The organism is Amycolatopsis sp. QT-25 (assembly GCF_029369745.1).
Lineage (GTDB): Bacteria > Actinomycetota > Actinomycetes > Mycobacteriales > Pseudonocardiaceae > Amycolatopsis.
The window spans coordinates 5,603,639-5,625,238 of sequence record NZ_CP120210.1 but is presented as its reverse complement, the minus strand read 5'-3'; the positions used below and the strand labels follow the sequence as shown (position 1 = coordinate 5,625,238).

General features: G+C 69.7%; 20 protein-coding genes and 1 pseudogene. 17 read left to right on the top strand and 4 right to left on the bottom strand.

Going from position 1 to position 21,600, the window contains the following annotated elements; all coding sequences use genetic code 11:
* Positions 1–37: 37 nt before the first annotated feature.
* The 3 genes from hisH to P3102_RS26010 all read left to right on the top strand — a co-directional run bounded on the left by hisH (position 38) and on the right by P3102_RS26010 (position 1,841).
* Entirely contained in the window at positions 38–661 is a 624-nt protein-coding gene (gene hisH / locus P3102_RS26020) for an imidazole glycerol phosphate synthase subunit HisH (RefSeq protein WP_276371351.1), read from the top strand.
* Positions 662–670: 9 nt separating this feature from the next.
* Positions 671–1,408: a bifunctional 1-(5-phosphoribosyl)-5-((5-phosphoribosylamino)methylideneamino)imidazole-4-carboxamide isomerase/phosphoribosylanthranilate isomerase PriA gene (priA, locus tag P3102_RS26015; RefSeq protein WP_276362526.1), complete on the top strand. Its 738-nt coding sequence runs from the start codon at positions 671–673 to the stop codon at positions 1,406–1,408.
* Between the two features lie 79 nt (positions 1,409–1,487).
* Positions 1,488–1,841 carry a DUF1330 domain-containing protein gene (locus P3102_RS26010; protein WP_276362524.1) on the top strand — a complete coding sequence of 118 codons (354 nt, stop codon included), beginning with the start codon at positions 1,488–1,490 and terminating at the stop codon, positions 1,839–1,841.
* Between the two features lie 80 nt (positions 1,842–1,921).
* Here P3102_RS26010 and P3102_RS26005 read toward each other — a convergent pair whose 3' ends face one another.
* The 3 genes from P3102_RS26005 to P3102_RS25995 all read right to left on the bottom strand — a co-directional run bounded on the left by P3102_RS26005 (position 1,922) and on the right by P3102_RS25995 (position 3,890).
* Positions 1,922–2,311, bottom strand: coding sequence for a PPOX class F420-dependent oxidoreductase (locus P3102_RS26005; protein WP_276362523.1), 390 nt, complete (start codon positions 2,309–2,311; stop codon positions 1,922–1,924).
* 74 nt (positions 2,312–2,385) lie between these two features.
* Positions 2,386–3,384: a hypothetical protein gene (locus P3102_RS26000; protein ID WP_276362521.1), complete on the bottom strand. Its 999-nt coding sequence runs from the start codon at positions 3,382–3,384 to the stop codon at positions 2,386–2,388.
* Positions 3,381–3,890, bottom strand: coding sequence for a SigE family RNA polymerase sigma factor (locus P3102_RS25995; RefSeq protein ID WP_276362520.1), 510 nt, complete (start codon positions 3,888–3,890; stop codon positions 3,381–3,383). The genes P3102_RS26000 and P3102_RS25995 overlap by 4 nt, the downstream gene beginning before the upstream one ends.
* A gap of 207 nt (positions 3,891–4,097) precedes the next feature.
* Between P3102_RS25995 and hisF the strand changes: the two genes are divergently transcribed.
* The 4 genes from hisF to P3102_RS25975 all read left to right on the top strand — a co-directional run bounded on the left by hisF (position 4,098) and on the right by P3102_RS25975 (position 6,078).
* Positions 4,098–4,871 (top strand): imidazole glycerol phosphate synthase subunit HisF, encoded by a 774-nt coding sequence (gene hisF, locus P3102_RS25990; RefSeq protein WP_276362518.1) that lies wholly within the window; start codon positions 4,098–4,100, stop codon positions 4,869–4,871.
* Positions 4,868–5,257: a hypothetical protein gene (locus tag P3102_RS25985; protein WP_276362517.1), complete on the top strand. Its 390-nt coding sequence runs from the start codon at positions 4,868–4,870 to the stop codon at positions 5,255–5,257. The genes hisF and P3102_RS25985 overlap by 4 nt, the downstream gene beginning before the upstream one ends.
* Complete coding sequence (hisI, locus tag P3102_RS25980; protein WP_276362515.1) at positions 5,247–5,612, top strand: phosphoribosyl-AMP cyclohydrolase; 366 nt, start codon at positions 5,247–5,249, stop codon at positions 5,610–5,612. Before P3102_RS25985 ends, hisI begins: the two co-directional genes overlap by 11 nt.
* A 307-nt stretch (positions 5,613–5,919) precedes the next feature.
* Positions 5,920–6,078, top strand: a complete 159-nt coding sequence (locus P3102_RS25975; RefSeq protein WP_276362513.1) for a hypothetical protein — start codon at positions 5,920–5,922, stop codon at positions 6,076–6,078.
* Between the two features lie 348 nt (positions 6,079–6,426).
* On the opposite strand, the gene P3102_RS25970 is transcribed toward P3102_RS25975, so the two are convergent.
* The gene (locus tag P3102_RS25970) at positions 6,427–7,032 is read right to left on the bottom strand and encodes a TetR family transcriptional regulator (protein ID WP_276362512.1); all 606 of its coding nucleotides are present in this window, start codon (positions 7,030–7,032) and stop codon (positions 6,427–6,429) included.
* A gap of 95 nt (positions 7,033–7,127) precedes the next feature.
* Between P3102_RS25970 and P3102_RS25965 the strand changes: the two genes are divergently transcribed.
* The 10 genes and pseudogenes from P3102_RS25965 (at position 7,128) to P3102_RS25920 (ending at position 21,572) form a co-directional block, all read left to right on the top strand.
* Positions 7,128–8,690: an anthranilate synthase component I gene (locus P3102_RS25965; RefSeq protein WP_276362510.1), complete on the top strand. Its 1,563-nt coding sequence runs from the start codon at positions 7,128–7,130 to the stop codon at positions 8,688–8,690.
* On the top strand, positions 8,683–9,258 hold the full coding sequence (locus tag P3102_RS25960) for a Trp biosynthesis-associated membrane protein (protein WP_276362508.1): 576 nt from the start codon (positions 8,683–8,685) through the stop codon (positions 9,256–9,258). The genes P3102_RS25965 and P3102_RS25960 overlap by 8 nt, the downstream gene beginning before the upstream one ends.
* 192 nt (positions 9,259–9,450) lie before the next feature.
* Positions 9,451–10,260, top strand: coding sequence for an indole-3-glycerol phosphate synthase TrpC (gene trpC, locus P3102_RS25955; RefSeq protein ID WP_126733705.1), 810 nt, complete (start codon positions 9,451–9,453; stop codon positions 10,258–10,260).
* Complete coding sequence (gene trpB, locus P3102_RS25950) at positions 10,257–11,486, top strand: tryptophan synthase subunit beta (protein ID WP_276362506.1); 1,230 nt, start codon at positions 10,257–10,259, stop codon at positions 11,484–11,486. Before trpC ends, trpB begins: the two co-directional genes overlap by 4 nt.
* A gap of 110 nt (positions 11,487–11,596) precedes the next feature.
* A complete protein-coding gene (gene trpA, locus P3102_RS25945) occupies positions 11,597–12,388 on the top strand; it encodes a tryptophan synthase subunit alpha (protein ID WP_276362504.1) in 792 nt (263 codons plus the stop codon).
* Between the two features lie 72 nt (positions 12,389–12,460).
* A pseudogene (locus P3102_RS25940) lies at positions 12,461–12,799 on the top strand (amidohydrolase); the annotation flags it as partial.
* The gene (locus P3102_RS25935) at positions 12,796–13,965 is read left to right on the top strand and encodes a M20 family metallopeptidase (RefSeq protein WP_276362503.1); all 1,170 of its coding nucleotides are present in this window, start codon (positions 12,796–12,798) and stop codon (positions 13,963–13,965) included. The pseudogene P3102_RS25940 and the gene P3102_RS25935, both read left to right, overlap by 4 nt.
* Positions 13,966–13,994: 29 nt before the next feature.
* Positions 13,995–15,023, top strand: a complete 1,029-nt coding sequence (gene lgt / locus P3102_RS25930; protein WP_276362501.1) for a prolipoprotein diacylglyceryl transferase — start codon at positions 13,995–13,997, stop codon at positions 15,021–15,023.
* A 479-nt stretch (positions 15,024–15,502) separates the two neighbouring features.
* Positions 15,503–20,071 carry a glutamate synthase large subunit gene (gene gltB / locus P3102_RS25925; protein ID WP_276362500.1) on the top strand — a complete coding sequence of 1,523 codons (4,569 nt, stop codon included), beginning with the start codon at positions 15,503–15,505 and terminating at the stop codon, positions 20,069–20,071.
* Complete coding sequence (locus tag P3102_RS25920; protein WP_276362498.1) at positions 20,064–21,572, top strand: glutamate synthase subunit beta; 1,509 nt, start codon at positions 20,064–20,066, stop codon at positions 21,570–21,572. The genes gltB and P3102_RS25920 overlap by 8 nt, the downstream gene beginning before the upstream one ends.
* Positions 21,573–21,600 lie beyond the last annotated feature (28 nt).

Here is a 21,600-nt window from a genome sequence, read left to right as displayed (position 1 = left end):
CCCGGTCCGCTAGCCTGGACGTGTGGCTAATCCTCACGTGGTGATCCTGGACTACGGCTCCGGCAACCTCCGATCCGCCGAACGCGCCGTCCAGCGCGCGGGCGCGAACGTCGAGGTCACCGCGGATCCCCATGCCGCGCTCGAGGCCGACGGGCTGGTCGTTCCCGGAGTCGGCGCCTTCTCCGCCTGTATGGAGGGGCTTCGCTCGGTGTCGGGGGAGAAGATCATCGGCAAGCGCCTCGCCGGCGGCCGTCCGGTGCTGGGCATCTGCGTCGGCATGCAGATCCTGTTCGAACGCGGGGTCGAACACGGCGTGGAGGCCGAGGGCGCCGGCGAGTGGCCGGGCACGGTCGACAGACTGGAGGCCGAAATCCTGCCGCACATGGGCTGGAACACCGTCCGCGCCCCGGAGGACTCGCGACTGTTCGCCGGTCTCGACGCGGACACGCGCTTCTACTTCGTGCACTCCTACGCCGCGCGGACCTGGGAACTGGACTCCGGCCTCGCCGGGCAGCAACCCCGGGTGACCTGGGCGAACCACGGTCAGGACTTCGTCGCCGCCGTCGAGAACGGGCCGCTGTGGGCGACGCAGTTCCACCCGGAGAAGTCCGGGGACGCCGGGGCGCACCTGCTGCGCAACTGGCTGCACACCCTCGCTTAGAGTGGGCGCGTGACTTTCACGCTCCTTCCCGCCGTTGATGTGGCCGATGGCCAGGCCGTGCGACTCGTCCAGGGCGAGGCCGGCACCGAAACCTCCTATGGCAGCCCGCTGGAGGCGGCGCTCGCCTGGCAGCGTGACGGTGCGGAGTGGATCCATCTGGTGGACCTCGACGCCGCCTTCGGCAAGGGCTCCAACCGGGCACTGCTCGCCGACGTCGTGGCGAAGCTGGACGTGCAGGTGGAGTTGTCCGGCGGCATCCGCGACGACGCCTCCTTGGAGGCCGCGCTGGCCACCGGCGCCCGCCGGGTCAACCTCGGCACCGCGGCGCTCGAGGACCCGGAATGGACCGCGAAGGTCGTGTCCTCCTACGGTGACCGCGTCGCCATCGGGCTGGACGTGCGGATCACCGAGGCCGGGCACCGGCTGTCCGCCCGCGGCTGGACCCAGGACGGCGGTGACCTCTGGGAGGTCCTCGACCGGCTCGACCGTGACGGCGCGCAGCGCTACGTCGTCACCGACGTGAGCAAGGACGGCACCCTTCAGGGCCCGAACATCGACCTGCTCCGCGAGGTCGCCGCCCGCACCGACGCGCCGGTCGTCGCCTCCGGCGGCGTGTCCAGTGTGGACGATCTCCGCGCGCTGGCCGCCCTGGCCCGCGACGGCGTCGAAGGCTCCATCGTCGGCAAGGCGCTCTACGCCGGCGCGTTCACCCTGCCCGAGGCGCTCGCCGCCGTCGCGGAGTTCTGAGCTTTACCTCCCGGGTAATCGACGTTACGTCGTCGTTCGGTCAGGATTCCCTTCAGGACACCGAAACCTGGAGGGAACCATGACCGCCTACGGACTCGCCCACCTGCGCCCCGCCCCCGTGCTCGCCGAAGAGGTCTTCGAGTACCTGGAACGGATCCAGGCCACGCTCGATCCCTTCGGCGGCCGGTTCCTCGTGCACGGAGCCGAAGTGCGGGTCGTCGAGGGGGAGTGGCCGGGGGCGCTGGTGATGATCGGGTTCCCGAGCCTCGACGCCGCTCGCGAATGGTACGACTCGCCCGCGTACCAGGAGATCCTGCACCTGCGCGCGGATCACATCCCCGGCGACCTGATCCTGGTGGAGGGGTGCGGGCCGGACCACGACTCGGCGGCGATGGCGGCGGGACTGCGGGCGTCGCAGGCCCAGGCCTCATAAGTGTTCTGGATACCTGTGGTGGCCGGGCCGGGATCGCAGGTCCGTGAAGGTCTCCTCGCCTGCCTCCCCACTCGCCTTCCTCACTGGTCCGCCAGTTTGACCGCGATTCCCACGGTCCGGTCCTTCGGGCCCCGCAGCCTGCTGAAGAACATCGTCACCCGGCCGGTGATCCCGTACTTGCGCGCGATCACCTTGCGCACGCGTTCGGTTCCGTCGAGGTCCAGCAGCCGTGCCTCGCCCGCGACGACGTCGCCGTGGGTGTTGTTGCCGCGGAAGTCGCACGCCTGGACCTCGACCCGGCCGCTGTTGCGGATGCGCTTGACCTTGCCCGCCTTGCGCTCGGACCAGAGCACCAGTTCGCCACCGTCACCCGCCGCCCAGACCGGGGTCGGCACCGGGGCGCCGTTCTTGCGGAAGGTGGTCAGGACGACGTACTTCTCGGCGGCGATCCGCTCGAACTCCGATCCCATGAGGGAATTCTAGGGCGTACCCCGCACTGGAACGACTCGGAACACTCCCGCTCGCGGCACCCTCCTCCCGCCCGCTATTCCGGTGGCCTGCCGAACCAGCCGTAGTCGCCGGGGACGAGCTGAATGCCTTCGGCGATGTCGAGCAAGGCGGACTTGTCCCGTTTGCCCGAGACGACGAGCCACCGGCCGCCGTCCACCGGCACGGCGACCGTTTCGTCCTGGGGACCGAGCCGCCCGTCCCGCTTCGGGAGATGGAAGCCGTCGGTACCCCTGATCTTGAGCGGTACGGGCTCGAACTCGCCCGTGTCCGGCCGTTCGGCGCGAAGCGACGCCGTGACGACCGCCGCCGCGGTGGGCTGCCCGGTGAAGGTGGCTTCGACGTCGGTAGCGCCCCCGCCGGTCGTCATGAACGTGCGCACCCCGGACAACTCCAGATCGGGGGGCAACCGGCCGAACCGCAGTTCGCCCGAGACCCGGGCCCGGTCGTCCCTGACCATCTCGTCGGCGACCCGCTGGCCGACCCCGCGGGGGTCCTTCACCCCGTACATCGTCAAGCTGAGCACGTAGACGTCGTCGGGCGACCAGGTGAGCATCGTCGCGTCGCGATCCAGCTCGGAGACCATTCCGACCCTGCCGTGCACGATGATCTGATTCGGCGCGGGCGCGACCTTCCACGGTTCGCCCGGTTTGGTCAGCGGGGTGGTGGTCAGCTGGATCCAGCCGAGTTCGCCGGCGCTCCAGATCCTGGTCTGCGGCGCGGGATAGGGCTTCACGGCCCGGCTCGCTTCCCGGAAACCGTCGGGCAGCCAGCCGGGCTCGTACGGCAGCACCGCCCAATCCGCGTTGCGCTGGGAGGCCGGGGGGACCGCGGTGAAGGCCCGCAGGCCGAGTGGCACACCGAGCGCGATGATCGCGACCGCCGCCGCGACCAGCGCCAGTACCAGCTTCGGCCTGCTCCGCGACCGTTGGTCCAGGGCGTGGCGGATCTCGGCCCCGTCGGGCGCCCGCGTCGCCAGGTGTTCGAGGCTCTCGCGGATCAGGGCCTCGGTGTTTTCGTCACTCGGTCGGGTCATTTGCGGGCTCCCGTGGGCTGCGCGGACGAGGCCGTCCCGGTTTCCCGCAGCGTCGCGAGCGCGCGCGAGATTTGGCTGCGCACGGTCGACTTCGCGCAGCGGAGTACCGCGCCGATCTCCTCGTCGGAGTAGTTCTCGTAGTAGCGGAGCACGATCGCGGCGCGTTGTTTGCGCGGGAGCTTCGCGAGCCGGTCCAGCATCGCGTCGCGTTCGTCGTACTCGATGGCGTGATCGGAGACCGGCGGGCTCACCTGGTCGAGGAACTCCGGCGACGACGGCACCACGCGGCGGACCGCGAGGCGCCGTCGCCACGACAGGTACTCGTTGGTCACCATCCGGCGGACGTACGTCGGTGGCGAGTCGATCTTCGGCCAGCGTTGCTGAGCACGCAGCAGTACCTCCTGGACGATGTCCTGCGCCAGATACGGATCGTCGGTCAGGACGGTCGCGTAGCGCAGGAGCCCGTCCAGGCGATCCGCGACGAACTCGTCGAAGGTCGCAGGCACGTTTCCCCCTCAGCCGGTGGTCTCGCTCCAGAGACGCACGGCGGGACCCGGCTGATGCGTCGGGAACGGAACTTTCCGGCGTGAACGTGATCACCGCAGGGCGGTCTCCAGCCGGACGAAGGCGGATCCGGTTCCGCACCCGAGGGATCGGCGGCCCGCTCGTGCCATCCCGCGAACTCGGAACGGCTCTTGACTACGCTTGTGCCCATGTCAGTCGCAGTCAGGGTCATCCCGTGTCTCGACGTCGACGCGGGCCGTGTGGTGAAGGGTGTCAACTTCGCCGACCTGCGCGACGCCGGCGACCCCGTCGAACTCGCCCGTCTGTACGACGCCGAGGGCGCGGACGAGCTCACGTTCCTCGACGTCACGGCGTCCTCCGGGGACCGTGAGACCACCTTCGACGTCGTCCGCCGGACCGCGGAGCAGGTGTTCATTCCGCTCACCGTCGGTGGCGGCGTGCGCACGAACGACGACGTCAACCGGCTGCTGCGCACCGGCGCGGACAAGGTGAGCATCAACACCGCCGCCCTCGCGCGGCCGGAGTTCCTGCGCGAGGCGTCCCGCCGGTTCGGCGCGCAGTGCGTCGTGCTGTCGGTGGACGCGCGCCGGGTGCCCGAGGGCACCGAGCCGACACCGTCCGGCTTCGAGGTGACCACGCACGGCGGGCGCCGCGGCACCGGGATCGACGCCGTCGAGTGGGCCGCACGCGGGGAAGAACTCGGCGTCGGTGAGATCCTGCTCAACTCGATGGACGCCGACGGCACCAAGAACGGCTTCGACCTCGAACTCCTGGGCCAGGTGCGCCGCGCGGTCCGCGTCCCGGTGATCGCCAGCGGCGGCGCCGGCGCGCTCGGGCACTTCCTGCCCGCCGTCGAGGCCGGTGCCGACGCGGTGCTCGCCGCCAGCGTGTTCCACTTCGGGCAGTTGAAGATCGGCGAAGTCAAAGGCGCGCTGCGCGCCGGGGGAGTCGTGGTCCGGTGATGCCGGCCCAGTGGAAGGCCGCCACCGAGGTCAAGGTCGTCTGCGCGCTGCTGCTCGGGCTTCCCCTCGCCTACCTCGCGCTGGCCGGGATCCTCATGTTCGCGCCGTACTCCTCCGCGCGGACGTTCCTGCTGCCGGGGACGTCGCTGGTCCTGGGCGGTCTCGTCGTGGCGGGGCTGGTGCTGAGGATGTCTTCGGCACGGTTCGCCGGTTTCGGCGTCAGCTTCCTGTTCGCGTTGCTGCACGCGCTTTCCCTGCTGGCGGCGGAACTCTTCTGGGTGAAGATCGTCTCCGGGATCCTCTTCGCCGGGTACGTCTACACGGCGGTCCTGCTCAACTCGATGCCGGTGAAACGGCACCTGCTCGGAGCCACGAATGAGACTTGATCCCGCCCTCTCGGACCGGTTGAAGCGCAACGCCGACGGGCTGATCGCCGCCGTCGTCGTCGAACACTCCACATCGGACGTGCTGATGATGGCGTGGATGAACGACGAGGCGCTGGAGCGCACCCTCACGACGCGGCGCGGCACCTACTATTCGCGCAGCCGCGAGGAACTGTGGGTCAAGGGCGAGACCTCCGGCCACGTCCAGCACGTACGCGAGGTGCGGATCGACTGCGACGGCGACACCGTCCTCCTGCGTGTCGAGCAGACCGGCCCGGCCTGTCACACCGGCACGCACACCTGCTTCGACACCGACGAACGGCTGCTGCTGGCCGACGAGAGCGAGCAGGACCGGTGAGCGTCGTCGCCGACGTCCTGGTCGGGATCGTCGCCCTGATCCACCTGTACATCGTCGAGGACGGCTCCGAGACGGTGGTGCGGTCCGTCGCCTGATCGGTCCGTTCGGCCTTCCGGTACACGCGGGTGCAGGTCGGCGGCGAGGGCGGGGACATGGTCGTCCTGTTCCTTATTGGTCGCCGAGCCGGAAATCGTACGCGGTCCCGGCGGGAGCGGACGCCGCCGAGAAGGCCGGTCAGAAGACGACGGTCTGGGACGCCTGCTCCCTCGCGCGCTCGGCCGAGGTCCGTGGTCGTCGCGGTGCGACAGTGGGCAAGGGTGACCGCCCGAGAAGACGGCCGCGCGTCGCCGGGCGTCCTCGGTCCACTTCGGACAGTGCGCTCGCCGAACACGTCACCGCGCAGACGGTCCACGACGACGTGACCATCCCTATTTCTGCCAAGGAAATCGAGCCGGACGCGGACTGAGCCAGTGACGGTGCCGTTCGGGGCCACGTGACACTCAGCCCGCGAGTTCCGCCTCCAGTCACGTGTGTCGCGCCTCCAGTCACGTGAGTTCCGCTTGAGGGGTGAGGCAAAGGTGTCGTGTGGGTGGCAAGTCCGTGAAGGCCTCCTTGAGGGACCCAGGGTCCCTCAAGGAGGCCTTCACGGACCTCGCGACCCGGCGCGGGCGCCACAGCCGTCCCAGTGTCCCCAGTGAGCACATCGGCGGGTGGTGAAGACCTCTTCGCTACCTTCAGGGTGAATAAGAAAGCCTTCACCCGCGCGACACCCGTGCCTCGACGGCCGGGAGAATTCTCCCCGCGGCGGACCGGGTCAGTCGATCTTCCCGGTCAGGTACCGCTGCATGGTCGGCGCGATCGCGGTCACCAGCGGCTCGATCTCGCTCGAAGCCATCGGCTCGAACTTCGCGACGTACCGGACCATGCCCATGCCGACCAGCTGGGACGCGCAGAGGGTCGTCCGCAGTTCGATGTCGTCCGCGCCGATGTCGCCGATCACCTTGGTGAAGAAGTTCTGGAAGAACCCGCGCAGCACCTGTGCCGCCTGCTCGTGTCCGGCGACGCTGCGGACGAGGGCCTGGAACACGTCGCCGCCCGCGCCGTCCCACCGGGTGAGGAAGGTTCGCACGATCCGCTGCCCGAACTCGTCGTCGGGGCCGTTCTTCAACTCGGCGAGGAGTTCACGCGGGTCGAAGGGGAGCTTCAGGATGGCTTGGCCGAAAAGGCCTTCCTTGCTGCCGAACCAGTGGTTGACCATCGCCGCGTCCACCCCGGCCCTGGTCGCGATCGCGCGTACGGTCGCGCCGTCGAAGCCGCTCTCCCCGAACACCACGCGCGCCGCCTCGATCAGCGCGGTGCGGGTGTCCTGCCCGCCGGGCCGCCGTCCCCGGCGCCGGGCGGTAGTGTCTTCCACAGCCATGGCGCCATCATGAACGGACCCGGCGTAAAATTCAACAATACTTGAATTTCGCCCCCGGTCCCCGGCCTCCCGGTCGTTGCAGCACAATGAGCGGCATGGTCAGCGCCGCAAACGCCAGCCCGTCGGGGCTCGGCTCGGTCAGCCCTTCGCGCGACGAGTTCCGCGCACTCGCCGAGGGCCGTCGCGTCATCCCCGTTGTCCGCCGCGTGCTCGCCGACGGTGAGACCCCCATCGGGGTCTACCGCAAGCTCGCCGCCGACCGGCCGGGGACGTTCCTCTTCGAATCGGCGGAGAACGGCGCTTCGTGGAGCCGATGGTCGTTCATCGGTGTCGACAGCCCCGCCGCGTTGACCGTGCGTGACGGCGAGGCCGTCTGGACGGGCGCCCCGCCGGTCGGCCTCCCGACCGAGGGCGACCCGCTCACCGTGCTGCGCGAGACCGTCGCCGCGCTCCACACCGAGCAGCTGCCCGGCATGCCGCCGCTCACCGGCGGCATGGTCGGCTACATCGGCTACGACGCCGTCCGCTGGCTCGAACGGCTCCCCGAACTCGCCGAACGGGACCTCGACATCCCCGAGCTCACCATGCTCCTGGCCACCGACCTGGCCGCCTTCGACCACCACGAGGGCACCGTCACGCTGATCGCCAACGCGGTCAACTGGGACGATTCACCCGAGCGTGTCGACGCGGCGTACGACGACGCCGTCGCGCGCTTGAACGCGATGACCAAGCAGCTGCACGTCGCGGCCCCGGCCACGGCCGCCGTGTTCGACCGCCCCGCGCCCGAATTCACGCGCCGCCGCACCAAACCGGACTTCCACGCGGCCGTCGAGAAGGCCGTCGAGGCGATCAAGGCGGGCGAAGCGTTCCAGATCGTGCCGTCGCAACGCTTCGAGATCGAGACCCAGGCCGACGCGCTGGACGTCTACCGCGTCCTGCGCACGTCCAACCCGAGCCCGTACATGTACCTGCTGCGCCTGACCGGTTTCGACATCGTCGGGTCCAGCCCGGAGTCGCTGGTCACCGTCCGGGACGGCCGGGCGACCACGCATCCGATCGCGGGCACCCGCTGGCGCGGCGCCGATCCGGAAGAGGACGCGCAGCTGGCCAAGGACCTGCTCGCGGACGAGAAGGAACGCGCCGAGCACCTGATGCTCGTCGACCTCGGCCGCAACGACCTCGGCAAGGTCTGCAAGCCCGGCACCGTGCGCGTCGTCGACTTCTTCGACGTCGAGCGCTACAGCCACGTCATGCACATCGTCTCCACGGTCACCGGCGAACTTCTCGACGACAAGACGGCCTTCGACGCGGTCACCGCCTGTTTCCCGGCCGGGACGCTTTCGGGCGCGCCGAAGGTCCGCGCGATGCAGCTGATCGAGGAACTGGAGCCGACCAGGAGGGCGCTCTACGGCGGTGTCGTCGGCTATCTCGACTTCGCCGGGGACGCCGACACCGCGATCGCGATCCGCACCGCGCTGATGAAGGACGGCACCGCGTACGTCCAGGCCGGTGGGGGAGTCGTCGCCGATTCGGTGGCCGACTACGAGGACAACGAGTCGCTCAACAAGGCCCGCACCGTGCTGTCCGCCGTCGCGGCGGCGCAGACGATGATCGCGGCGGACGAACTCGACCCGGCGGGTGACAGCGCTCGTGTCTGAGACCCCGGAAGACGCCGCCCCGCCGCCGAAGCAGGCCAAGCGTCCACTGTGGATCGCCGTGGTGGGCCTGCTGCTGGGCGCGGTCGCGTTGTGGGGGTCTTCGCAGCTCGTGTGGTTCGCCGAGTTCCGTGACGGTGGCGTGCGCGGCACGGTGCTCTACACGGAAATCGGTGCACAGCGCGCCGTTGCGCTGGTTCCCCTCGCGTTGCTCGCGCTCGCCGGCACGGCGGGACTGATCGCCACCGGCGGCTGGCCACGCCGGGTGCTCGGCGTGGTACTGGCCGTGTCCGGGGTCGCCGCGGTATGGCTCGGTGTGGTGGGCGGCTCGTTGAGCGGTTTCGCCGACGGTCTCCCGGTCGCCCAGTTGCTGGGAGCCCGCGGCCTCGCGATCCTCGGGGGAATTCTCGTGGTCGCCGGCGGGTTGGCAGCCATCAAGGGCGCGGGCCGGATGCCGCGTCTCGGCGCGAAGTATTCGGCGCCGGGAACGAAGAAGCGGGCCGCGAAGGATCCGGAGACCGAACTGTGGGAGGCGCTGTCCGAAGGCGAAGATCCCACCGCGACCCGGTGACGGCCGCGGAAAACGCGCGTTTTCGAGATCTGCACCGCGAAAGATGACACGGTTGGCATTCGGAGTAACGGACATACCCGGAACCAGGACGTATCCGTGCGGGGGTTAGCATCGTTTCGGCGGGAAGGGGAAGGTTTTTGTGAGCGACCTTGCGAAGGAATCCGTGAGTACGACAGCCGGTGAGGGACTCCGGTGAGCGTGCTCGAAGACATCGTCGCCGGCGTCCGTGCCGATCTCGCCGAGCGCGAGGCGGTTCTGCCGTTCGACGAACTGAAGAAGCGCGCGACCCAGGTCGCGCCCCCCCGAGACGTGCTCGCGGCCCTGCGCGAGTCCGGTATCGGCGTCATCGCCGAGGTGAAGCGGCGCAGCCCGTCCAAGGGTGAGCTGGCCGAGATCCCCGATCCGGCCGCGCTGGCGAAGGACTACGCCGACGGCGGCGCCCGGGTGATCAGCGTGCTGACCGAGCAGCGGCGCTTCGGCGGTTCGCTCGCCGACCTCGACGCGGTCCGCGCCGCGGTGGACATCCCGGTGCTGCGCAAAGACTTCATCGTCAGCCCGTACCAGGTCCACGAGGCGCGGCTGCACGGCGCGGACATGGTCCTGCTGATCGTGGCGGCGCTGGAGCAGAACGCCCTGATCGCGTTGCTGGACCGGGTCGAATCGCTCGGGATGACCGCGCTGGTCGAGATCCACAACGCCGAAGAGGCCGACAAGGCCCTCGAAGCCGGCGCCAAGGTGATCGGCGTCAACGCCCGCAACCTGCACACCCTCGAGGTCGATCGTGACGTCTTCTCGCGGCTGGCCCCCGGCCTGCCGATGGACGTCTTCAAGATCGCCGAGTCCGGTGTCCGCGGTCCCGGTGACCTGATGTCCTACGCGGGTCACGGCGCCGACGCCGTTCTCGTGGGCGAAGGGCTCGTCGCTTCGGGCGACCCGAAGGGCGCGCTGGTCAAGCTCGTCACCGCCGGATCGCACCCCGCCTGCCCGAGGCCTTCTCGATGACCACTGAGTACCACGAAGAACCCCACGGCAAGCACGATCCGGACGACCGGGGCTACTACGGCCCCTACGGCGGCCGGTTCATGCCCGAGGCGCTCATCGGCGTCGTCGACGAGGTCGCGGCCGAGTACGACAAGGCGCGGAACGACCCGGACTTCGTCGACGAGTTCCGCCGTCTCCTGCGTGACTACGCCGGTCGCCCGTCGCTGCTCACCGAGGCCAAGCGCTTCGGTGAGCACGCCGGCGGCGCCCGGGTCTTCCTCAAGCGCGAGGATCTGAACCACACCGGTTCGCACAAGATCAACAACGTGCTTGGCCAGGCGTTGCTCACCAAGCGGATGGGCAAGAAGCGGGTCATCGCCGAGACCGGGGCCGGTCAGCACGGCGTGGCCACCGCCACCGCCTGCGCGCTGCTGGACCTGGAATGCATCGTCTACATGGGCGAGGTCGACACCGAGCGGCAGGCGCTGAACGTCGCCCGCATGAAGCTGCTCGGCGCCGAGGTCATCCCGGTGAAGACCGGTTCGCGCACGCTCAAGGACGCGATCAACGAGGCCTTGCGCGACTGGGTCACCAACGCCGACACCACGCATTACCTGTTCGGCACGGCGGCGGGCCCGTACCCGTTCCCGATGATGGTGCGCAACTTCCACAAGATCATCGGCGAGGAGGCCCGCGTCCAGATCCTGGAGCAGGCCGGACGCCTGCCGGACGCCGTCGCGGCCTGCGTCGGCGGTGGATCCAACGCGATCGGCATCTTCCACGGCTTCATCGACGACCCGGAAGTCCGTCTCGTCGGTCTCGAGCCGGGCGGCGAGGGCATCGAGGGCAACCGTCACGGTGCCACGCTGACCAAGGGCACCCCGGGCAACCTGCACGGCGCGCTGACGTACCTGCTGCAGGACGAGGACGGCCAGACCGTCGAGTCGCACTCGATCTCCGCGGGCCTCGACTACCCGGGCGTCGGCCCGGAGCACTCGTGGCTCAAGGACAGCGGCCGCGCCGAGTACCGGCCGGTGACCGACGCCGAGGCGATGGACGCGTTCAAGCTGCTTTCGCGCACCGAGGGCATCATCCCGGCGGTCGAGTCGGCGCACGCGCTGGCGGGCGCGCTGGTGCTCGGCCGCGAACTCGGTCCCGAGGGCTTGATCATCGTGAACCTTTCCGGTCGTGGCGACAAGGACATGGACACGGCCGCGAAGTACTTCGGCCTGGTGGAGAACGCATGAGCACCGTCGAGGTGCTTTTTCCCACGGAGGCGGCATGAGCACCGCCGACGTGCTTTTTCCCACGGAGGCGGCATGAGCACCGTCGACGTGCTTTTTCCCGCGGAGGCGGCATGAGCACAGTGAGTGACGTCTTCGCCAAGACGCGCGAAGAAGGCCGCGGAGCGCTGATCGGGTACCTCCCGGCCGGCTTCCCGACGGTCGACGGGTCGAAGGACCTGCTGGCCGCGGTGGTCGACGGCGGCGCCGACCTGGTCGAGGTGGGCGTGCCCTACTCGGATCCGGTCATGGACGGCCCGACCATCCAGGCCGCCTCGGTCAGCGCGCTTTCCAACGGCTTCAAGCTCAAGCACTTGTTCGAGGTCGTCGAGTCCGTGTCCTCGCGCGGTGGCAAGGCCGTCGTGATGACGTACTGGAACCCGGTGCACCGCTACGGCGTCGACCGCTTCGCGCGGGACCTCGCCGCCGCGGGCGGGCTCGGCCTGATCACCCCGGACCTGATCCCGGACGAGGCCGACGAGTGGATGGCCGCTTCCGAACAGCATGGTCTTGACCGGATCTTCCTGGTCGCGCCGTCCTCCTCGGAGGAGCGGATCGCGAAGACCGTCGAGGCCGCTTCGGGCTTCGTGTACGCCACCGCCGTGATGGGCGTGACAGGTGCCCGTGACCAGGTCGGCGTGCACGCCGAGGACCTGGTCGCGCGGACCCGCGCGCACACGGACCTGCCGATCGGTGTCGGGCTCGGCGTCCGCTCCGGTGCGCAGGCGGCGCAGGTCGCCGGTTTCGCGGACGGCGTCATCGTCGGCTCGGCACTGGTGACGGCCGCCGCGAGCGGACTGGACGCGGTTCGGGACCTCTCGGCCGAGCTGGCCGCGGGTGTGCGGAAGACCGTCGCCCCCGCTTGATCCTCGCGTTGGTCATGCGTGGCGATTCGGGCCGGAACCCGAATCGCCACGCACGACCGATCGGACCGGCCGCTCACCGGGTTGCCGCGGGCCACCCGGTCACGCGGGGTGCCGATCATGCTGCCGCACGACTACCCCTTCCACCGGAGCGCCGCGTATCCGGCACAGGTGTGCGAGCGCGTGTTCGTCGATGTGGGCCTCGCGACGCCCGACGCCGGTCACCGTGCGCCCGTGATCATCGCGGAGACAATGGAGATCGTGCCGTTCGGGAGCCGCTGTCCTCCACGGACGCGTTCGGGCCGGCCGAGCCGTACCACCTCGGACGTGCTGTCCGAAGTGGACGCGCGTCGGACAGCGGCACCGGTGGGGCACCACGACGCCGAACGGATGTACGGACTGGAGGGGACATGACGGAACTGGACGCACTGCAGGACCGGTGGGAGGCCGCGGTCGAGGCGGAGCTGCCCGCCGCGATCGGGCTGCGGCACCGGGTGCACGCCGATCCCCGCGGGTCGGGGGACGAAGAAGACACCGCGCGGATGCTCGTCGAGGCGCTCGGCGCCGACGAAGGGGTCCGCGTCGCCAAGACCGGGCGCGCGGTGCTGTTCCCCGGCACCGGGCCGGGACCGGCCGTGGCGCTGCGCACCGAACTGGACGCGTTGCCGGTCACCGAGCGCACCGGGGTCCCGTGGGCCTCGGAGACACCGCTGATGCACGCGTGCGGGCACGACGTGCACATGGCCGCGCTCGTCGCCACCTGCCGCGCGGCGGCCGTCGTGGGGGTACCGCGGCCGCTGCTCGCGCTCCTGCAGCCGCGTGAGGAGACCTCGCCGTCCGGCGCGCTGGACATCGTCGAATCCGGCGTGCTCACCGAGTACGGCGTCGAAGCCGTCATCGGCGCGCACGTCCAGCCCCGGCTCCCGGCGGGGGTGGTGTCGGCGGTGCCGGGGCCGGTCAACGCCTCCACCGACGAGTTCGAGGTCGTCGTCCGGGGCCAGGGCGGGCATGCCGGATACCCGCACCTCCTGCGGGACCCGATCCTCGCGCTCAGCCAGCTCGTGGTGAGCCTGCAGCAGCTCGCGAGCCGCCGGGTCGATCCGGTGTTCGGCGCGGTCTGCTCGGTCGGCCGGATCGAAGCGGGAACGACCGCGAACGTCGTGCCCAACGAGGCCCGCCTGTCGGGCTCGTTGCGGCTGATGCGCGCCGACGACCGGGATCTCGCGCTGGAGGGGCTCGCCGAAGTCGTCCATGGCACCGCGAAGGCGCACGGCTGCCGGGCGGAACTCGAAATCAACCCGTGCGAACCCGTACTGCACAACGACACCGGGCTCACCCAGCACGCGCACCGGCGGCTCGTCCGGGCCGGGGCGGGCGTGGACACCGAATTCCGGTCGTTCGGCGCCGACGACTTCGCGCACTACTGCGGGACGACGCGCGGGCTGATGATGTTCGTCGGCCTCGGCGACACCGCGGGCGCCCCGAGTCTGCACGACGAACTGTTCCTGCCGCCGGACACCGCCGTCGGAGCCGTCGCGTCCGCGCTGATCGCGGGCTATCTGGCCGCCGTCGAGGGCTGACGCCCCCAAGAAGCCGATGAAGCGCTACGGTGGCCGACGTGAATACCGCCTCGGCAGCGTTCCTCGCGACCATCCCCAGTCCCGACCAGGGCGTCTGGCATATCGGACCGGTCCCGATCCGGGCCTATGCGCTCTGCATCATCGCCGGCATCATCGTGGCGATCTGGCTGGGCGAGCGGCGCTGGACGAACCGCGGCGGCACGAAGGGCACCGTCATCGACGTCGCCGTCTTCGCGGTGCCGTTCGGCCTGGTCGGTGGGCGGTTGTACCACGTCGTCACCGACAACCAGCTGTACTTCGGCGAGGGCAAGAACCCGATCAACGCGCTGAAGATCTGGGACGGCGGCCTCGGCATCTGGGGCGCCATCGCGCTCGGCGCCGTCGGCGCGCTGATCGCCTGCCGCCGAAGGGGCATCCCGCTGCCCGCGATGGCCGACGCGCTCGCCCCCGGGATCGTGCTCGCGCAGGCGATCGGGCGGCTCGGCAACTACTTCAACCAGGAACTCTACGGCGCGCACACCGAGTTGCCGTGGGGGCTGGAGATCTACCAGCGGTACAACCCGACCAACCCGGACGACTTCCTGAACGGCATCGCGATCGGGCACGTCCCGCTGCCGGACAGCCCGGTGCACCCGACGTTCCTCTACGAACTGCTCTGGAACCTCGGTGTCGCGCTGCTGGTCATCTGGGCGGACAAGAGGTTCCGCCTCGGCCACGGCCGCGTGTTCGCGCTGTACGTCGCCGGGTACACCGCGGGCCGGTTCTGGATCGAGATGATGCGGACCGACACCGCGAACCACATCCTCGGCCTGCGCGTGAACGTGTGGACCTCGATCCTGCTGTTCGCCGCGGCGATCGCGTACTTCGTCCTGGCGGCCAAGCGGGGGCCGAGGGAGGCGCCGGAAACGCTGTGGAGCAAGGACGTGCCGCGGGAAGACGCATCGCCCGCTTCGGAGCCTTCCGGAGAGCACGCCGACGTGGCGGCGGCTCCGGACACCGTCCGTGACTCCGCCGCCGACAAGGCGACGGAGGACCCGAAACCCGAGACCGGGAAGTAGCGCTTCCTCTCACTCCAAGTCCGTGAACGTCCCCTTTATGGCGCCCAGCGCTGTGAAGGGGGCCTTCATGTACTTCCCAGTTCCGGTCTCAAGAGCCATGAAGGAGCTGGGGCCGCGACGGGGCCGGTGAGCCGGAGACGATCCGGGAATCAAGCGCGAAAGGTAACATGTTCTAGTTAGTCCGGCTCTGGCGTGCGAAAGCCGCCGGGAGTGACTAGGGTCGCCTCACCGCGGCTCGTGACATCCCGGAACAGGACATATACTTAGCGGAACGAACTACTGTGCCCTCATCAGGAACTGTGTCGTTCCGGGCGTCCAGATCGTTACCGGTCGGGGGGCTTTCGCCTCCGTCGAATTGGTGCCGACCTGTTTCACAGGTGTTAAAGTCTCGCTAACGAACGGGCCATCGTCGTCCCGTGCGCATTCCCCCGGCCGGCCCCGTCCGGCCGCTGAGCACAGACGACGAAGGAGGTCCCTTCATGATCTTCTCCGCCATTCCAGGCAAACAAGGTCTTTACGATCCCGGATCCGAACAGGACTCCTGCGGGGTGGCCATGGTGGCCGACGTCCGCGGGCGGCGCTCGCACGGCATCGTCACCGACGGCCTGTCCGCGCTGACGAACCTCGACCACCGTGGTGCCGCCGGCGCGGAGCCGACCAGCGGTGACGGCGCGGGCATCCTGGTGCAGCTCCCCGACGAGCTGCTGCGCGCGGAAGTGGACTTCACCCTGCCCGAGGCGGACGCCGACGGTCACCAGACCTACGCGACCGGGATCGGCTTCCTGCCCTCGGACGGCGAGGAGCGGAACAAGGCCGTCGCCCTGATCGAGCGGATCGCCACCGAGGAGGGCCTCGACGTCCTCGGCTGGCGCGAGGTACCGGTGGACGCCGACCGTGCCGACATCGGCCCGACGGCCCGTTCGGTGATGCCGCATTTCACGATGCTGTTCGTCGCCGCCCACGAGGCCGGCGGCCGTCGTCCCGGTGGCCTCGGACTGGACCGTCTGGCCTTCTGCCTCCGCAAGCGCGTCGAGAACGAGAGCGTGACCGCGGGCTGCGGCACCTACTTCCCGTCGCTGTCCTCGCGGACCATCGTCTACAAGGGAATGCTGACCCCCGAGCAGCTCCCGCTGTTCTTCACCGATCTGACCGACACCCGGCTCACCAGCGCCATCGCGCTCGTGCACTCCCGGTTCTCCACCAACACCTTCCCGTCGTGGCCGCTGGCGCATCCGTTCCGGTTCGTCGCGCACAACGGCGAGATCAACACCATCCGGGGCAACCGCAACCGCATGCGCGCCCGTGAGGCGCTGCTCGAATCGGACCTCATCCCCGGCGACCTGAGCAGGCTGTACCCGATCTGCTCGCCCGGCGCGTCGGACTCCGCCTCGTTCGACGAGGTGCTGGAACTGCTGCACCTCGGCGGTCGGTCGCTGCCGCACGCGGTGCTGATGATGATCCCCGAGGCGTGGGAGAACCACACCGGGATGGACGCACAGCGTCGTGCCTTCTACCGGTTCCACGCCAGCCTCATGGAGCCCTGGGACGGCCCGGCCTGCGTCACCTTCACCGACGGCACGCTCGTCGGCGCGGTACTGGACCGCAACGGCCTGCGCCCCGCCCGCTGGTGGCGCACCGCCGACGACCGTGTCGTACTGGCCAGTGAGGCCGGGGTCCTCGACGTCGCCCCCGCCGACGTCGTGGCCAAGGGCCGTCTCAAGCCCGGCCGCATGTTCCTGGTGGACACCGAGGCGGGCCGGATCGTCGACGACGAAGAGGTCAAGTCGGAGCTGGCGAAGCAACTCCCGTACGAGGGCTGGCTGCACGCCGGGCTGCTGCAGATCGCCGACCTGCCCGACCGCGACCACATCGTGCAGAGCCACGATTCGGTGCTGCGGCGCCAGCTTTCCTTCGGCTACACCGAAGAAGAGCTGAAGATCCTCCTCGCGCCGATGGCGGTCAAGGCCGCCGAGCCGATCGGCTCGATGGGGTCCGACACCCCGCCCGCGGTGCTGTCGCAGCGTTCGCGGCTGCTCTACGACTACTTCAAGCAGAACTTCGCGCAGGTCACGAACCCGCCGCTGGACGCGATCCGCGAAGAGCTCGTCACCTCGATGAGCCGGATCATGGGACCGGAGCGGAACCTGCTCGCCCCCGGTCCGGCCTCCTGCCGCCACGTGCAGCTGCCGTATCCGGTGATCGACAACGACGAACTCGCCAAACTGATCCACATCAACGACGACGGCGACCTTCCCGGCTTCGCGTGCAGTGTCCTTTCCGGACTGTACGAAGTGGACGGTGGTGCCGACGCGCTGGCGTCCGCGATCGAGCGGGTCCGGCGTGAGGCCTCCGAAGCGATCGCGGCGGGCGCGCGCACGCTCGTGCTGTCCGATCGCGACTCCGACCACCGCATGGCCCCGATCCCTTCACTGCTGCTGGTGTCGGCGGTGCATCACCATCTGGTGCGCACCAAGGAAAGGCTCCGCGTCGCGCTGGTCGTCGAGACCGGCGACGCCCGCGAGGTCCACCACGTCGCGCTGCTGCTCGGCTACGGCGCCGCGGCGGTGAACCCGTACCTGGCCTTCGAGACCATCGAGGACATGATCTCGACCGGTGCCGTCACCGGCATCGAGCCCGCCAAGGCGATCCGCAACTACGTCAAGGCGCTCGTGAAGGGCGTCTTGAAGATCATGTCCAAGATGGGCATTTCGACCGTCGGCGCGTACACCGCGGCGCAGGTCTTCGAATCCTTCGGCCTCGCCCAGGATCTGCTCGACGAGTACTTCACCGGCACGTCGTCGAAGCTCGGCGGCGTCGGGCTGAGCGTGCTCGCCGAAGAGGTCGCCACGCGTCATCGCCGCGCGTACCCGGACAACCCGACCGACCGGGTCCACCGTGGACTCGAGACCGGTGGCGAGTACGCGTACCGCCGCGAGGGCGAACTGCACCTGTTCACCCCGGAGACCGTCTTCCTGTTGCAGCACGCGACGAAGACCGGCCGGGAAGAGGTGTACAAGAAGTACTCCGACGAGGTGCACCGCCTCTACCGCGAGGGTGGCGCGCTGCGCGGGCTGTTCTCCTTCCGCGCGGGCACCCGCGAACCCGTCCCGCTGCACGAGGTCGAGCCCGCCGAGGCGATCTTCAAACGATTCAACACCGGCGCGATGTCCTACGGGTCGATTTCGGCCGAGGCACACGAAACACTCGCCATCGCGATGAACCGCATCGGCGGCCGCTCCAACACCGGCGAGGGCGGGGAAGATCCCGAGCGGCTCTACGATCCGGCGCGGCGCAGCGCGATCAAGCAGGTCGCCAGCGGCCGGTTCGGCGTCACGAGCGAGTACCTGGTCAACGCCGACGACATCCAGATCAAGATGGCGCAGGGGGCCAAGCCCGGCGAGGGCGGGCAGCTGCCGCCGAACAAGGTCTACCCGTGGATCGCGCGCACGCGGCACTCGACGCCCGGCGTCGGGCTGATCTCGCCACCGCCGCACCACGACATCTATTCGATCGAGGATCTCGCCCAGCTCATCCACGACCTCAAGAACGCCAACGAGAACGCCCGCATCCACGTGAAGCTGGTGTCCTCGCTCGGCGTCGGCACGGTCGCGGCGGGGGTGTCCAAGGCGCACGCGGACGTCGTGCTGATCTCCGGCCACGACGGCGGCACCGGCGCCTCCCCGATGAACTCGCTCAAGCACGCGGGGACACCGTGGGAGATCGGCCTCGCCGAGACACAGCAGACGTTGCTGCTCAACGGTTTGCGCGACCGGATCACCGTGCAGGTCGACGGCGCGATGAAGACCGGCAAGGACGTCGTCATCGCCGCGCTGCTCGGCGCGGAGGAGTACGGCTTCGCGACGGCGCCGCTGATCGTCGAAGGCTGCGTCATGATGCGCGTCTGCCACCTCGACACCTGCCCGGTCGGCGTCGCGACCCAGAGCCCGGAGCTGCGCAAACGCTACACCGGCCAGGCCGACCACGTCGTCAACTACTTCCGGTTCGTCGCCGAAGAGGTCCGGGAAACGTTGGCGGCACTGGGTTTCCGCACCCTCGACGAGGCCATCGGGCACGCCGAGATGCTGAACACCGACGCCGCGGTCGAGCACTGGAAGGCCTCCGGTCTCGACCTCGCGCCGATCTTCCACATGCCCGCCGAAACCCCGTACGGCGGCGCGAAGCGGCGCACACGGACGCAGGACCACGGCCTGGAGCACGCGCTCGACCGGACACTGATCCAGCTCGCCGAGGCGGCACTGGAGGACGCGCATCCGGTGCGGCTCGAACTGCCGGTGCGGAACGTGAACCGGACCGTCGGCACGCTGCTCGGGTCCGAGATCACCCGCCGCTACGGCGGGGAGGGCCTGCCCGAGGACACGATCCACGTGCTGCTGACCGGTTCCGCCGGACAGTCGCTCGGGGCGTTCCTGCCCCGCGGCATCACGCTCGACATGGTCGGTGACGCGAACGACTACGTCGGCAAGGGCCTTTCCGGCGGGCGGATCATCGTGCGCCCGCATCCGGACGCGAAGTTCGCCGCGGAAGGCCAGACCATCGCCGGGAACACCCTCGCTTACGGCGCCACCGGCGGCGAGATGTTCCTGCGCGGCCAGGTCGGCGAACGGTTCTGCGTACGCAACTCCGGCGCCGTGGTGGTCGCCGAGGGCGTCGGCGACCACGCCTTCGAGTACATGACCGGCGGGCAGGCCGTGGTGCTCGGCCCGACCGGGCGCAACCTCGCGGCGGGGATGTCCGGCGGCGAGGCCTACGTGCTCGACCTCGACCGCGGCAAGGTCAACGAGGAGATGGTCAACCTGCTGACCCCGTCCTCGGAGGACCTCGCCTGGCTGAAGAAGACCGTGCAGAAGCACTACGACCTCACACGTTCGGCCGTGGCCGCGTCGCTGCTCGGCGACTGGCCGCGTCGCTCGGCGGCGTTCACCAAGGTGATGCCCCGCGACTACCAGCGTGTCCTTGACGCGGCGAAGGCGGCGCGTGCCGCGGGCCGTGACGTCGACGAAGCGATCATGGAGGCCGCTCGTGGCTGAGCCGACGGGTTTCCTGAAGTACGACCGCGAAGAGCCGAAGAAGAAGTCCACGCAGGAACGTCTCGCCACTTGGGGCGAGGTGTACGCCGACGTGGAGCCCGCCGAGCGCAACGAAAAGGTGCGCGAGCAGGCCACCCGGTGCATGGACTGCGGCATCCCGTTCTGTCACTCCAGTGGTTCCGGCTGCCCGCTGGGCAATCTGATCCCGGAGTGGAACGACCTGGTGCGCCGGGGCGACTGGGCCGCGGCGAGCGACCGGCTCCACGCGACCAACAACTTCCCGGAGTTCACCGGGAAGTTGTGCCCCGCTCCGTGCGAGGCGGGCTGTGTCCTGTCGGTCTCCCCGCTGTCCGGCGGCCCCGTGGCGATCAAACGGGTCGAGCAGACGATCGCCGACCAGTCCTGGGAAGCGGGCTACGTGCAGCCGCAGATCTCGGCGGTGTCGTCGGGGCAACGGGTCGCGGTCGTCGGCTCCGGCCCGGCCGGGCTCGCCGCCGCGCAGCAGCTCACCCGCGCCGGCCACGAAGTGACGGTCTTCGAACGGGACGACCGGCTCGGCGGCCTGCTGCGGTACGGCATCCCCGAATTCAAAATGGAGAAGAAGGTCCTCGACCGGCGGCTCGCGCAACTCCGTAAGGAGGGCACGAAATTCGTCACCGGCTGTGAGGTCGGTGTCGATCTGACCGTCGAGGAACTCCGCGCCGGCCACGACGCGGTGGTCCTCGCCGTGGGCGCGCTGCGCGGCCGCGACGACACGACCACACCCGGCCGCGAGCTGGCGGGGATCCACCTGGCGATGGAACACCTGGTCCCGGCCAACAAGTACGTCGAGGGCGACGGCCCGTCGGCGGTGGACGCGGCAGGCAAGCACGTGGTCATCATCGGCGGCGGGGACACCGGGGCCGACTCGTACGGCACCGCGACCCGGCAGGGCGCGCTTTCGGTGACACAACTGGACCAGTACCCGACACCACCGTCCACCAGGGACGACGAGCGCTCGCCGTGGCCGACCTGGCCGTACATCCTGCGCACCTACCCCGCGCACGAAGAGGCGGGCGAGCGCAAGTTCGCCGTCGCGGTCACCCGGTTCGTCGGTGACGACGACGGCAACGTGCGCGCGGTCGAACTGCGTCAGGTCCGCGTGGTCAAGGACCCGGAGACCGGCAAGCGCAGGGTGACCCCGGTCAACGACGAGGTCGAGGAACTGCCGGCCGACCTCGTGCTGCTCGCGATCGGGTTCGAGGGGGTCGAGCACATGCCGCTGCTCGACGGGCTCGGCCTGACGCTGACCGGACGCGGCACGCTCTCGTGCGGGGCGGACTGGCAGACCTCCTCGCCCGGCGTGTTCGTCTGCGGTGACGCGCACCGCGGTGCCTCGCTGGTCGTGTGGGCGATCGCCGAGGGACGTTCGGTGGCGAGCGCGGTGGACGCCTACCTCACCGGCGCTTCGGACCTGCCCGCTCCGGTGCACCCGACCGCGCTGCCGCTCGCGGTGGTCTGACCCTCGGGGTCGACGAACGGCAGAGGGA